13 protein-coding genes are annotated in these 13,789 nt (G+C 61.5%); 5 read left to right on the top strand and 8 right to left on the bottom strand.

Features of this window, described 5'->3' with window-relative positions; all coding sequences use genetic code 11:
* Window positions 1-22 precede the first annotated feature (22 nt).
* From RE428_RS02300 to RE428_RS02265, 8 genes are all read right to left on the bottom strand, one after another.
* Window positions 23-514 (bottom strand): ureidoglycolate lyase, encoded by a 492-nt coding sequence (locus tag RE428_RS02300; RefSeq protein WP_004579155.1) that lies wholly within the window; start codon window positions 512-514, stop codon window positions 23-25.
* Window positions 511-1,527 (bottom strand): allantoicase, encoded by a 1,017-nt coding sequence (alc, locus tag RE428_RS02295; protein WP_004579156.1) that lies wholly within the window; start codon window positions 1,525-1,527, stop codon window positions 511-513. The genes RE428_RS02300 and alc overlap by 4 nt, the downstream gene beginning before the upstream one ends.
* Before the next feature lie 203 nt (window positions 1,528-1,730).
* The gene (gene puuE / locus RE428_RS02290) at window positions 1,731-2,657 is read right to left on the bottom strand and encodes an allantoinase PuuE (protein ID WP_205624625.1); all 927 of its coding nucleotides are present in this window, start codon (window positions 2,655-2,657) and stop codon (window positions 1,731-1,733) included.
* A gap of 2 nt (window positions 2,658-2,659) precedes the next feature.
* A complete protein-coding gene (locus RE428_RS02285; protein WP_004579158.1) occupies window positions 2,660-3,352 on the bottom strand; it encodes a TetR/AcrR family transcriptional regulator in 693 nt (230 codons plus the stop codon).
* Between the two features lie 96 nt (window positions 3,353-3,448).
* Entirely contained in the window at window positions 3,449-4,225 is a 777-nt protein-coding gene (locus tag RE428_RS02280; protein WP_004579159.1) for an outer membrane protein OmpK, read from the bottom strand.
* Window positions 4,226-4,313: 88 nt separating this feature from the next.
* Complete coding sequence (locus RE428_RS02275) at window positions 4,314-5,240, bottom strand: ABC transporter permease (protein WP_004579160.1); 927 nt, start codon at window positions 5,238-5,240, stop codon at window positions 4,314-4,316.
* A 2-nt stretch (window positions 5,241-5,242) separates the two neighbouring features.
* The gene (locus RE428_RS02270) at window positions 5,243-6,343 is read right to left on the bottom strand and encodes an ABC transporter permease (protein WP_004579161.1); all 1,101 of its coding nucleotides are present in this window, start codon (window positions 6,341-6,343) and stop codon (window positions 5,243-5,245) included.
* A complete protein-coding gene (locus RE428_RS02265) occupies window positions 6,330-7,901 on the bottom strand; it encodes an ABC transporter ATP-binding protein (RefSeq protein WP_051079744.1) in 1,572 nt (523 codons plus the stop codon). Before RE428_RS02265 ends, RE428_RS02270 begins: the two co-directional genes overlap by 14 nt.
* 286 nt (window positions 7,902-8,187) lie before the next feature.
* Between RE428_RS02265 and xdhA the strand changes: the two genes are divergently transcribed.
* The 5 genes from xdhA to uraH are packed head-to-tail and all read left to right on the top strand — an operon-like array spanning window position 8,188 to window position 13,784.
* Window positions 8,188-9,714 (top strand): xanthine dehydrogenase small subunit, encoded by a 1,527-nt coding sequence (gene xdhA, locus RE428_RS02260; RefSeq protein WP_004579163.1) that lies wholly within the window; start codon window positions 8,188-8,190, stop codon window positions 9,712-9,714.
* On the top strand, window positions 9,707-12,082 hold the full coding sequence (xdhB, locus tag RE428_RS02255) for a xanthine dehydrogenase molybdopterin binding subunit (RefSeq protein ID WP_004579164.1): 2,376 nt from the start codon (window positions 9,707-9,709) through the stop codon (window positions 12,080-12,082). The genes xdhA and xdhB overlap by 8 nt, the downstream gene beginning before the upstream one ends.
* Window positions 12,067-12,942, top strand: coding sequence for a xanthine dehydrogenase accessory protein XdhC (gene xdhC / locus RE428_RS02250; RefSeq protein ID WP_004579165.1), 876 nt, complete (start codon window positions 12,067-12,069; stop codon window positions 12,940-12,942). The genes xdhB and xdhC overlap by 16 nt, the downstream gene beginning before the upstream one ends.
* Window positions 12,943-13,443: a 2-oxo-4-hydroxy-4-carboxy-5-ureidoimidazoline decarboxylase gene (gene uraD, locus RE428_RS02245; protein ID WP_004579166.1), complete on the top strand. Its 501-nt coding sequence runs from the start codon at window positions 12,943-12,945 to the stop codon at window positions 13,441-13,443.
* Window positions 13,440-13,784, top strand: a complete 345-nt coding sequence (gene uraH / locus RE428_RS02240) for a hydroxyisourate hydrolase (protein WP_004579167.1) — start codon at window positions 13,440-13,442, stop codon at window positions 13,782-13,784. Before uraD ends, uraH begins: the two co-directional genes overlap by 4 nt.
* Window positions 13,785-13,789 lie beyond the last annotated feature (5 nt).

Here is a 13,789-nt window from a genome sequence, read left to right as displayed (position 1 = left end):
CGATAGGTGATTGGGCGACAGGTCATTGGGGTTGCACCGGCGGGTCGAGGTCGACGGTGTCGCAGTTGTCACCGGCGCCCCGGCGGTCGACCACCAAAAAATCCGCATCCCGGCCAACGGGCAACAGCGGCGCATGCCAGGTTCCCGCACGGTAGTTCACACCCTGCCCCGGTTCAGCACGAAATACCCTGATGCTGTCTGCATCGAAGTCGCCCGGCGGCGCCACCACCACCCAATACGATTGTTCACCCAGGGGCATGAAGGCCTGGCTGCCTTGAGGGTGGCGTTCCATCAAGTCGACGACCAGCGGTTCCAGCGGCTGGCCGCGAAATATGGAAATGATGGCATCAGCGTCCTCGCCCAACGCTTCAACGGCTGCCAGTGCGTGGAAACGCTCGGTGCGGCCGGCGTTGATGGGGAAAGATGCGGCACCCTTGGTACTGATCACATCACCGAAAGGGGCAAACGTCTCACGGGTCAATGGCTCGGCTTCAATGATTCGCGGCGCGCTCATTTGACTGGTTTTCCTCGCAGACGAATCCGACTGATCCCGCCGTCGGGAATACTGTTTAGACGGATATGGGTGATCGGTCCGAGATCGGCCAGTTCGGTGAAGTTGTGGATGGCATCCGCAGTGAGCGGCTGCTCTTCGATCAACGTTTCCCAGAACATGCTCTGGGTCACGATGGATTGCTTCGTGCCCTTTTCCACGTAGGCGGCCTGGATTGAAAAGCGCGCCGGAAAGTTGCCCTTGAAGTGGGCCGTGTCGATCTCGATTTCATCCACCACCCCCGGGTGTCCCAGGCGCAGGATGCACCATTCGTTGCCCGGTTCCCGGCGGCGCCGGGTTTCCCAGCCATCGCCCATATTGATGCCTCGGCCGGGACGCAGGAGCTTACGGGGCTCACCGTAGTGGGCATCGCTCCAGGCCACCTGGTCGCCACCATTTTCTAGGGCTACCAGATCCAAACGTTCGTCGAGGTCACGGTTGTCCCAATCGCAGAACGGCTGACCGTAGACCCGCAGGCGGGCCATGCCACCGTCCGGCCAAATATGCAGGCGCAGGTGGGTCCAGGGGCCGGAGGCGTCGAGGGCCTCGAATCGGTGATCATTTCCAGACAGGGAGACGGCGGGCAGGATTTCCTGCCAATCGGCGTCGTTATCCGGGTCGCCGTCCGGCGACCAGCAGGCTTCGAGCGAGGCAGCGGGGGCGAAGTTGCCGGTGAAGAAACTGGTATCGAAATCCACCCCATGCAGCACGCCCGGCATCGCCAGGCGCAGGATGCACCAGTCGTGGCCCGTGTCCCGGCGGCGGCGGGTCTCCCAGCCGTCCATCCACTTGCCATGGTCATCGTACTTGTCCGGGTAGAAACGCGCCGACTCGGGGTCGAGCATCCGTGCCCGGGGTGCAAAGAATTCGTCGGTGACCCAGGTGACTTCAGCACCAAGGCTGCCATCCGCCAGGTTCAGGTAGTCGCGGGTGAAGGCCGGGCCTTCGACGTGAGGGGCGACGTGTACATCGGTCATGGTTGTTTGGCTCTCTTTCTTTAACAGTGGAACTCTGAGTGGGCCTTCTCTTGGCAGCCTTTCAGGCTGCTCCGAAGCTAAAGCGTCGGCTACATTTTCCAGCCAGCTCGAGCATGTAGCAGAAGCTTCAGCTTCTGAGGCACCGAAGGTGCCCAGGCGTGCAAAACTTTAGAACAGCCCTAACTCAAGTAGCGCTCGTTAACTCACTTCACCGCGAACGGATGCTCCGCCTTCCAATGCCGTGCAATGTCCAACCGACGGCACACCCAGACCCGATCATGCTGTTCGATATAGTCAAGAAAGCGCTGCAATGCCCGGAAACGCCCCGGGCGCCCCACCAACCGGCAATGCAGGCCGATGGACAGCATCCTGGGCGTCTCGGCACCCTCCTCGTAAAGCATGTCGAAGGCGTCTTTCAGATACTGGAAGAACTGCTCGCCGGAGTTGAACCCCTGGTTGGATGCAAAGCGCATGTCGTTGGTGTCCAGCGTGTAGGGGACCACGAGATGGGGCTTCTGCTCGCCATCGCGGGTTTCCACCGTGGTCCAGAACGGCAGGTCATCACCATAGTAGTCGCTGTCATACTCGAACCCGCCGGCTTCCACCACCAGACGACGCGTATTGGGACTGTCGCGCCCGGTGTACCACCCCAATGGCCGGCTACCGGTCAGTTCAGTCTGGATGGCGATGGCCTGCTCCATATGCTCGCGTTCGCGGGACTCGTCCATGTCCTGGTAGTGAATCCAGCGCAGTCCATGGGAGGCGATTTCATGCTGGTCCGCCAGGAACGCCTGGGTCACCTCCGGGTTACGCTGCAAGGCCATGGCGACACCGAAGACGGTCAGCGGCAACTGACGCTTGCGGAACTCGCGCAATACGCGCCAGACACCAGCGCGGGAGCCATATTCATAGATCGACTCCATACTCATATGGCGGTCCGGGTAAGGCTGGGCACCGATAATCTCCGACAGGAAAACCTCGGAGTGGCTGTCCCCGTGCAGGACACAGTTCTCGGCCCCTTCCTCGTAGTTCAACACGAACTGGACGGCGATGCGGGCCTTGCCCGGCCAATTGGCCTGAGGCGGTTCAGCACCATAGCCGATCAGGTCACGGGGATAATCGGTATTGATCGTCATTGCTTGGTTGGCTCCAGTCCACACCCGCGGAGGATGACGGCGGTCAGGAAATCCGCCGCGTGATCGAAATCGCGCTGTTCATATTCGGCCTTGTTCTCGACCATCAGGATCTGGACCTGGAAATCTGCGTAGTGCTGGGTTGAGGACCAGATCAGGAAGATCAGCTGTACCGGATCCACCTGGGCCATCCGACCCTCGTCGATCCACTGCTGGATCACGCCGGCCCGTCCCCGTACCCACTCACGCATACTGGTGCGCAGGTGATCCTTCAGGAAAGGCGCACCCTGGATAATCTCCTGGGCGAACAGCCGGGAGGCCAGCGGGAATCGGCGGGACATCTCCACCTTCGTCCGGATGAACGTCTCCAATGCCTGGGCCGGGTCGTCTTCAGGTCTGATTTCCGAGAACACCGCATTCCAGCGGGCCATGATGTCATCGAACAGCGCATAGTAGATGCGCTTCTTGTTGCTGAAGTAGTAGAGCACGTTGGACTTGGGTAGCTCCGCGCGCTCGGCGATATTCTGGATCGTCGCGCCACGAAAACCATGCTGGGCAAACTCCTGCTCGGCCGCGGCGATGATGCGTTCCCGGTTGCGTTCCCGGATCCGGCCTGGACGATAGCGTCGTGTCCGACCTTTCACGGGCGCCTCTGCGATCTGGCTTAACTTGGCTTCAGACTGAAGGGTCATGGCGTTCCGATCGTTTCTGGGGGTGGGAGTTCGACATTAGCCGAACTCCCCCGGTTGATCAAAAGGCTGATCACGCCTTAATCAAGTGCGTACGCGTCAAAAGTGGAACTTCACCAGGGCACTCACCGAGCTCTGGGTGTCCATGATGTCGTCATCGCCGACACCGAACTTGTTGTTCCAGTACGCGTACTCGATACCGGCATAGAGCACACCCGGATGACCGGTGAAGTTGCCCAGGTCGAGCTTGAACTGCGGCGTGAACTGGAATTCGGACGCGTGGTCGCTGGCCGCGGTAGACCAGTCGATATAACCGTCGAACAGGAAGCGCGCTGGACCGATCTCGAAAGGTGCGCCCCAGGTCACGGTCAACTGCCAGTCGTCCGCCGGGTCTTCGTATCCCGCGGCATCAGCATTGTTGTTGACGTAGTAGCCCATGGTATTGAAGTACAGGAAGCCCGGTACGTCCCACGCCAGGCCGAGACCCGTCAGGTAATTGTTGGATTCGGTACCGCCGCCGAATTCGTAGGTTCCCGCGATAAACACATCCTCGACCGGCCCGAAGCTCAAGTCGTTACCCGTCGCCCAGCCCAGACTCAACGCAGGTGAGAATTCACCATAGACATTATCGTCCCCGGTCGCTGCACCGCGACCGTGATTACGGTCAATGAAGAAGAAGGTGCCGCCCCAGTTATGGGCCGTGGCGTTCTCGAACGTCATATAGGTGTCTTCCACTTCCCGGTCACCGAACGTCTGGTAATCGGCACTGTGGAGGATCGAAATGCTTGAGTCGCCAAAGAATTTTTCCGCGTGGGCCGCCGGCACGAAGGCCGCAGCAACACAGGTCGCCAGCAGTGTTTTGTGAAGTGCTTTCATGTCATTCCTCTATCGTTTTTAAGTGACATCCGTTGGCATGACTTCGCCGATTTTTATTAGAGGGAGCCTCTGACGGGCTCTTCCTGTTTTATCGTCCCGGCCGGTAAGGTTGGCCCAGGGATAAGGGGGTATGCAGCCGGGTTCGGGTCGGGTTGCTGGAGAGCAGCACCAACACCACGATGGTCACGACATACGGCAGCATCGCGAGCAATTCGGTGGAGCTGTCCCAGCCGAAGCCCTGCAAGACGAGATGGAGGATGCTGGCAACGCCAAACAGGTAGGCGCCGAGCAGTACCCGCTCGGGCCGCCAGGTGGCGAACACCACCAGTGCCAGGGCGATCCAGCCGCGGCCGGCGGTCATGCCTTCGGTCCATAGCGGCGTATAGGCCAGGGACAGGTAAGCGCCCGCCAGTCCGGCCATGGCCCCGCCGAAACTGACGGCCAGGTAGCGGATCAGCATGACAGGCAACCCATTGGCGTTAGCCGAGTCCGGCGATTCACCGACAGCCCGCAGTAAAAGGCCTCCCCGGCTGTGACGAAGGAAGACGTATACGGCCACGAATAACCCCAGGGAGACGTAAACCAGCAGGTCCTGATTGAACAGAACGGGCCCCAGCACCGGGATGTCACTCAAGCCTGGAATGGCGAGCTTGGTAAAACCGTCGATGGTCTTGCCGACATAGCCGGCTCCGATGAAGGCACTTAAGCCTGTACCGAAGATGGTCAGCGCCAGACCGGCGGCATATTGGTTGGCGGCGAGGGTCACGGCCATCAGGGCAAACAGCAGGGCCATCGCCACGCCGGCTGCCATGGCGGCGATAACGCCGATCGTCAGGCTGCCGGTGGTGAGCACGGCGATAAAGCCAGCCACTGCGCCGATCAGCATCATGCCTTCCTGCCCCAGGTTGAGGACCCCGGAACGCTCGCAGATAAGTTCTCCCAGCGCCACGATCAGCAAGGGTGTGCCGGCAACGACGGTGGCAGCGAGAATATTCGTGATCAGTTCGATGCTCATGCTCAGCCCTCCTGCCCGGCCAGCGTGATTTTGGCGACGGCGGGCCTGGAGCCGATCCAGCGCACGCGATAGTGGATAAAGGCATCACAGGTGAGCAGGTAGAACAGCAGCAGCCCCTGGAACAGGCCGGTCATGGCCTTGGGCAGATTCATGGAAATCTGCATCATCTCGCCACCGAGGAACGTCAGTGCCAACAGGGCACTGGCGAGGATGATTCCCACCGCTTTCATACGGCCCAGAAACACCACGATGATGGCCGTATAGCCGTAGCCGGGTGAGACCTGGGGCACCAGTTGTCCAATCGGCCCGGTTACCTCCGAAGCACCGGCCAGGCCGGCCATACCGCCGGCGACCAGGAAGGCAAACCAGATCAACTTCTTCCGCGGGAAGCCGGCGAAAGCGGCCGCCTGCTCGTCTTCGCCCAGGACCTTGAGCTGGAACCCGATAAACGTGCGGGCAAACAGGACGCCGACGATGACCGCCGCCAGCACCGCGAACAGCAGCCCTATATGCAGCCGGGTACCGGGAATCAGCATCGGCAGCAACGCCGAGTCCCCGAACATCGCCGACTGCGGAAAACTGAAGCCATAGGGGTCTTTCAGTGGTCCGTGAACCCCATATAGCAACAGGTTCAGCGCGATGTAGTTGAGCATGATGGTGGTCAGGATTTCATTGCAGTGGAAATGGGTCTTGAGGAAAGCCGCAATCGCCGCCCACAGGGCGCCAAACGCCACCCCCGCCAGCAACACCAGCGGCAGGATCCAGAACCCACTCCCCCCGCCCGGCTGCAACGCAACGATACTGGCGCCCACCGCGCCCATCAGGAAATGGCCCTCGGCACCGATATTCCACAACTTGGCGCGGTAGCAGATAGTCAGCCCCGCGGCACAGAGCAGCAACGGCGCCATCTTCAGGCCAAGTTCGGCCCAGCCGTAGCTGCTGTTGATCGGTGTGATGAAGAAGTGGCGCAGCCCTTCGATCGGGTCGCGATCAAGCCCCAGGAATATCAGGAACCCGGTGACGATCGTCAGCACCAGCGCCAGGACCGGTGAAGCATAGGTCATCGTTTTCGAATCGACGGGACGACGCTCAAGCGACAGCATGGTTCAACCCTCCTTCACTACCGTCGGTATCAGCGTCCGTATCGGGGAAGTCGCCCGCCATCCACTGCCCCAGTTGTTCGATCGTGAGACTTTCCGTGGGGACCAGGGGCGACAGCCGCCCACCGCACATCGCGCCCATGCGCGTGCAGAGCTGGAAAAGTTCATCGAGATCCTCGGAAATCAGGAGCACGGCCGCGCCCCGGTCGCGTAGCTCCACGAGTACCTGATGGATCGCCACAGCGGAGCCGACATCGACGCCCCAGGTCGGGTGGGAAGCGACCAGCAGGCGGGGTTCCTGCAGTGCTTCACGACCAATGATGAATTTCTGCAGGTTGCCGCCGGAGAGACTGCGGGCGACGGCATCGATACCTGCGGACTTCACCTGGAAACGTTCCCGTACCCGGTTGGCATAGTCGCGCACGCGCTGGTAGGTGACCCATCCCTTGCGAACCAGTCCCCGTGAAGAGGCCGTCAGTAACGCGTTGTCCACAAGGGACATCTCCGGAACCGCTCCCCGCCCCAGGCGTTCCTCCGGCACCACGGCGATGCCCTTGCGTCGCCGGGCATCCGGCCCCAACTGGCCGATGGATTCGCGGTCCAGTCGCATGCAGTCCCTGGCGACCAGGGCCTCGCCCGAAAGAGCCCGCAGCAACTCGTCCTGGCCATTGCCCGCCACGCCGGCAATGCCGACGATTTCGCCAGCCCGCAGATCGAGCCGGATATTCTTCAGGCTCGTTCCGAAAGGATCGTTGCTGCGGTAGTTGAGCCGACTGACCTGGAGCAAGGCTTCGCCCGGCGCGGCGGGCGGGACTTCGGTGGTTAGCGGGGTATCTTCACCCACCATCAGGCGGGCAATGGCCTCTGTGGAGGTTTCAGTGGGGTCGCATTCACCGGTGACCTTGCCATGGCGCAACACGGTGGCGTGATGGCACAGGTCACGTACTTCCTGCAGCTTGTGGCTGATAAACAGGATGCTGCAGCCCTCCTCGGCAAGCTGGCGCAGGGTACGGAAAAGGTCCGTCACTTCCTGGGGCGTGAGTACCGATGTGGGCTCATCGAGAATGAGCAGGCGACTGTGCTGGATCAGGCAGCGTACGATTTCCACCCGCTGGCGCTCGCCCGTGGAAAGCGTATGTACGAAGCGCCGTGGGTCCAGCGCCATGCCGTAATGTTTCGAGACGTCGCGAATGCGCTCGTCCAGTGCCTTGCGATTGCGGGCTTCGCCGGCCGGCAGTCCCAAGGCGATATTCTCCGCCACGGTCAGGGTTTCGAACAGGGAGAAATGCTGGAACACCATGCCGATACCGAGTTGGCGTGCATGGGCCGGTCCTTGCAAGGTCAACTTTTGGCCGTCCCAGTAAAGGGCACCCTCGTCCGGCTGGATAACACCGTAAATCACCTTCATCAGGGTGCTCTTGCCCGCGCCGTTCTCCCCCAGCAGCGCGTGGATTTCGCCGGGGGCCGCCGTCAGGTCGATCCCGTCGTTGGCGCGGCAACCCGGGTATTCCTTGACGATATTCTCGAGGCGTAGCCTTGCCACTGCCGTCATATTTCCCATTCCCGTTTCGTGCAAAAACTGACCGGCCCGTAATAAACTGACCAGGTAATCAACATTTCGAACGTCAGCAATTTGCTTGCCAACTGAATTGTTGAAAACAAATTCAAACAAACTCGACTAACTGGTCAAAAAATTGCAGAAACCCCTGACGACACGGGATGACGAGGGTGACAAAAGCCCTGTAAATCAGGTCATCCGGACCCGAACGAAGACGGCTTATCCGCTAGTATAAAAAGAGAGATGGCGCGATTCGGGTGGGGCAACACAACTAAGATGGGTGAGACCTGTGATCGAATTCTTTCTCAATGGCAGCCCCCAGAAGCTGGACCAGATTGACCCAAACCTGAGCATTCTGGAGTGGCTGCGCACCAAAATGCGCCTCACCGGCACCAAGGAAGGCTGCGCCTCCGGTGACTGTGGTGCCTGCACCGTCAGTATCGGTGTGCTGGACGGTGAAGCGACGCGCTTACGTTATGAGAGCGTCAACGGTTGCATCGCCCTGATCGGCGGCCTGCATGGAAAGCACCTGGTCACCGTGGACGCGCTGCGCCGGGAGGATCCTGTCCATCCGGTCCAGAAAGCGATGATCGAGTGTCACGGGGCTCAATGCGGGTTCTGCACCCCCGGCTTTGTGATGTCGCTGTTTACCCTATATACCGAACGCTATGCCGACCCCGGGTTGCTCAAGCGCCCACCCAGCGACGCGGAGATTCTCGAGGCCCTGGCGGGCAACCTCTGCCGCTGCACCGGCTATCGACCGATTATCGAGGCCGGGCGCAAGGCCTGCGTCGAGAGCTGGTCGCCCAATGATGCGGGAGCGCCGCTGTCCGGTCCGCAAAGCCATCGGGCCGGACCTGACTGGCTACAGCATCCGGACATGCTGGCCGCCCTCAAGACTGTTAACGACCAGGCTTCCGAGCTGCACGTCTCCGACCGCCGATGCGATGCACCACGCAGCCTGGATGCGCTGCGCAGCCTGAAATCAGATTTCCCCGAAGCCCGCCTGATCGCAGGCGGCACGGATCTGGCGCTGGAGATCACCCAGCAACTCAAGGATCTGGACCACCTTATCCAGCTCGATCGCATCGACGAATTGCATCGGCATGACATCCGCGATGGCGCACTGTACCTCGGCGCCGGGATGACCTACCGGCAACTGAATCAGGTACTGCCGGGCTACTGGCCTCATTTCGGACCCATGCTCGAACGATTGGGGGCGCTCCAGATCCGCAACCGCGGCACCCTCGGCGGCAATATCGGTAACGCCTCCCCCATCGGTGACATGCCGCCGGCGCTGATCGCCCTGGGCGCCGAGGTTGAGCTGGACAGCCTCCACGGGGTACGCACCCTGCCGCTGGAGGACTTCTTCGTTGACTACAAGAAGACGGTGCTGAAACCCGACGAATTCGTTCGGGGGGTGCGGGTCCCCCTGCCGCAATCCGACGAACACCTGTTGCTGTACAAGATCTCCAAACGTCTGGATGACGACATCTCGGCTGTGCTTGGCGCTTTCTGGCTCAAGCTGGATAACGGTCAGGTCGCGGACTGCCGGCTCGCGTTCGGCGGTATGGCCGCCATTCCCAAGCGGGCGGCAGTCGCCGAGCAGACATTGAGCGGACAACCCTGGACCGAGGCACAGGTCAGTGCAGCCACGACCGCCCTGGCCCAGGATTTCCAACCCCTGTCGGATGTCCGCGCCTCTGCCAGCTATCGCCTGCAGGTCGCCGGCAATCTCCTGCAACGGGCACTGCTGGAAACCACTATCACGCCGACGCCATCCACCTATCCGCTCACGGTGACCGACTATGCGTAAGCTCCCGGCCAATCCACTTAAACCGCCCGCCACCGTGAGTGGCACGGCAGGGCTGGGCATCGCCCATGACAGCGCGTGGAAGCACGTCAGCGGCCAGGCGCGTTATATCGATGACCTGCCCGAACCGGAAGGCCTGCTGCATGCCGCTGTCGGCCAGGGCACGGTCGCCCATGCCCGCATCAAGTCCATGGACCTGAGTGCCGTACGCGACTATCCCGGCGTTGTCGCTGTAGTCACGGTGGGCGACGTACCCGGCCACACGGATATCGGCCCTGTATTTCCTGGCGATCCGGTCCTCGCTGGCGAACGTGTCGAGTATGTGGGTCAGCCGATCTTTGCGGTGGCCGCCACCTCACTGCGCGCCGCCCGCCAGGCGGCCAGGCTGGCCCGAGTCGATTACGATCCGTTGGAAGCCGTGCTGACCACCGAGGCAGCGCTCGAAAAACAACTCTTCGTCCGCCCCTCCCACACCCAGTCAAGGGGCGACCCGGACCAGGCATTGGCGAGTGCACCGCACCGTCTTCAGGCGGAAATGCACGTGGGTGGGCAGGAACACTTCTATCTGGAAGGGCAGGTGTGCCTGGTCGAACCGACCGAAGATGCCGGCGTCTTCGTCCATACCTCCAGCCAACATCCGTCCGAAGTCCAGAAACTGGTCGCTGAGGTACTCGCGCTGCCGATCCACGAGGTGCAGGTGGAGGTGCGACGCATGGGCGGCGGGTTTGGCGGCAAGGAAACCCAGGCGGCGCCTCTGGCCTGTATTTCCGCTCTGCTCGCCCGCGCGACCGGTCATCCTGTCAAGTACCGTATGGCACGTACCGACGACATGGTGGGTACCGGCAAACGCCATGACTTCTACAATACCTACGACCTCGGCTTTGACGATGACGGCCTCATCAAGGGCGCCGACATCATGGTCGCCGGGCGTTGCGGTTTCTCGCCTGACCTGTCAGACGCCATCGTCGACCGCGCCATGTTCCATGCAGACAACGCCTATTATCTGGACCAGGCCCGCGTCGTGGGCCATCGCTGCAAGACCCATACTGTCTCCAATACCGCGTTCCGCGGCTTCGGCGGCCCCCAGGGCATGATGATTATCGAGCGGGCCATGGACGACATTGCACGCCACCTCAACCTCGACCCGCTGGATGTCCGCAAGCGCAATCTCTACGGCCCGGGCCGTGATACCACCCATTATGGTCAGACCATCGAACAGCATGTGCTGCCAGAACTGATCGAACAGTTGGAAGCCAGTTCCGACTACCGCCAGCGGCGGGCCGAAATCACGGCGTACAACCGCCAGAGTCCCGTGGTGAAGCGCGGCCTGGCGCTCACACCGGTGAAGTTCGGTATTTCATTTACTGCAAAGCACCTGAACCAGGCCGGTGCGCTGGTACACGTCTACACCGACGGCAGCATTCACCTCAACCATGGCGGTACGGAAATGGGCCAGGGGCTATTCGTCAAGATCGCCCAGGTCGTGGCGGCGGCCTTCCAGGTGGATATCGACCGCATCAAGGTCTCCGCTACACGGACGGACAAGGTGCCCAACACCTCGCCGACAGCGGCCTCCTCCGGATCGGACCTTAACGGCATGGCCGCGCTCGATGCCTGCGAGACGATCAAGCAGCGACTGGTGGACTTTGCGGTCGAAACCTACGGTGTCACCGCCGATGCGGTGGAATTCGTCAACAACCAGGTGCGCGTCGGCGGTCAGACCTTTGACTGGGCCGAGTTCGTCCAGCAGGCCTATATGGGGCGGGTATCCCTCTCATCCACCGGTTTCTACGCCACCCCCAAGATTCACTACGACCACGAGACCGGTCACGGCCGACCGTTCCTGTATTACGCCAACGGGGCGGCCTGCTCTGAGGTGGTGGTGGACACCCTGACCGGCGAATACCGGGTGATCCGCACCGATATCCTGCACGACGTGGGGCAGTCCCTGAACCCGGCAATCGATATCGGTCAGATCGAGGGCGGCTTCATACAGGGCATGGGGTGGCTGACCACCGAGGAACTGGTTTATAGCGACCAGGGCCAGTTGATGACCACGGGGCCTGCCACCTACAAGATTCCCGCCGTATCGGACGCCCCGCCGGATTTCCGGGTGTCGCTCCTGGCCCACAGCCCGAACCGTGAAGCCACGGTTTTCCGCTCCAAAGCCGTCGGCGAACCGCCACTCATGCTGGGCATTTCCGTCTGGTGCGCGCTGCGGGACGCCGTTGCCAGTCTGGCGAACTACGGCTTCAGCCCACCACTGGATACGCCCGCAACGCCCGAACGCGTACTGGGCGCAGTAACCGCCACCCGTGAATGGGCGGCACGAAACGGCCAGACGGGAGGTGCCCGATGCAAAAGCGCATGACGTGGTATGAAGCAGTTGCCGACTGCGAGAAGCGCGGCGAGCCCTATGTCCTGGTGACGGTGCTGGGCGTCACCGGCTCCGTACCACGGGAACCGGCCAGCAAGATGGTGGTCACCGGCGAGCACAGCCACGACACGATTGGCGGTGGCCATCTGGAGTACCGCATCATTGCCCGGGCACGGGAACGCCTGGCCGCCCGCGACTACACCTACGAGATGTGCCACTTTCCCCTTGGAGCCAGTCTGGGCCAATGCTGTGGGGGCAGCGTCGCCGTACTCATGGAGGGCCATGCCGGTGGTGATGGCCGCCTGGTGGTCTTTGGTGCCGGCCATGTCGCGAAGTCGCTCATCACCATCATGGGCGAGCTGCCCTGGCAGATCACCTGGGTGGATAGCCGGGCCGAGAGTTTCCCCGCGGAATTACCCGCCAACGTGAAGCGCCATCACACCGATGATCCCGTGGGCGACGCTGCAGCGCTATGCGAGGACGCCCATGTGGTGATCCTGACCCATAACCATCAACTGGATTTCGATCTGTGCCGCGTCTTGCTCGAAGCCGGTCGTGCAGCCTCCATCGGTCTGATCGGTTCGGACACAAAAGCCGAACGCTTTCGTCAGCGATTGGCTCACCGCGGCTTCACGGACGAGGCGATCACGCAGATCCGTTGCCCGGTTGGCCGTTCAGACGTGCCCGGCAAGCGGCCCATGGAAGTCGCGGTGTCTATTTCCGCCGAGTTGCTGAGCATTGCCAGTCCATCAACAGATAAACCCATGCGACGCGGCCTATCCTGGTCGAACCTGAAAAACCTGATGATCGAGACCCCGGCCACAGCACCGGCGGCCTCGAAAACGGAGGACTGAATGTCTTTGGAAAGACTCAACCAGATGAGTGACGCTGGCGCCGCCGAGACCCTGCGTACCTGTTGCGCTGCTACGCGCTGGGTGCAGGGTATGGTCGCCAGCCGTCCGTTCGAAAGCGTCGAGGACCTGCATGAGAAGGCTGACCGCCTTTGGCCGGGAATGACCACCGACGATTGGCTCGAAGCCTTCGAGGCACACCCGAAAATCGGCGATGTCTCCAGTCTCAAGGCCAAGTTCGCCAATACCCATGACCTGGCCAGCGGCGAGCAGTCATCCACCTCCCTGGCCAGTGATGAGGTGTTGCGGAAGCTGAAGTACGGCAATGATGCCTACCTGGAGAAGTTCGGCTTCATCTTCATCATCTGCGCCACCGGTAAGTCTGCGGATGAAATGCTGGTACGCCTGGAAGAACGCCTTGAAAACACCCGGGCCGACGAAATCCTCAACGCCGGCCGGGAGCAGGCCAAGATCACCCACCTGAGACTGGATAAACTGGTATGAGCGAACGTTCCCCTATCACCACCCATATCCTCGACCTGGGCAGCGGCCGGCCAGCCGCTGGGGTTGCTGTCACTCTCGAAGGCCAGAACGGTAATGAGTGGACCCCCATCGCCAACGGCGCGACCGACGATGACGGCCGCATCGGCCAATGGTTCGAAGGCCCACTGGCGTCCGGTCTCTACCGCCTGACATTTGCCACAGGCGCCTACTTCGAAGCTCAGGGCAAGCCCTGTTTCTACCCGCAGGTTACCATCGATTTCTCGGTGAGCGCCGACCAGGATCATTACCACGTCCCGCTGCTCCTTAACCAGTGGGGTTACTCCACTTATCGCGGGAGCTGATCAAC

The organism is Marinobacter nanhaiticus D15-8W, from assembly GCF_036511935.1.
Classification (GTDB): domain Bacteria; phylum Pseudomonadota; class Gammaproteobacteria; order Pseudomonadales; family Oleiphilaceae; genus Marinobacter_A; species Marinobacter_A nanhaiticus.
The sequence above is the reverse complement of the archived record's forward strand: the minus strand, read 5'-3'. Positions and strand labels throughout refer to the sequence as shown.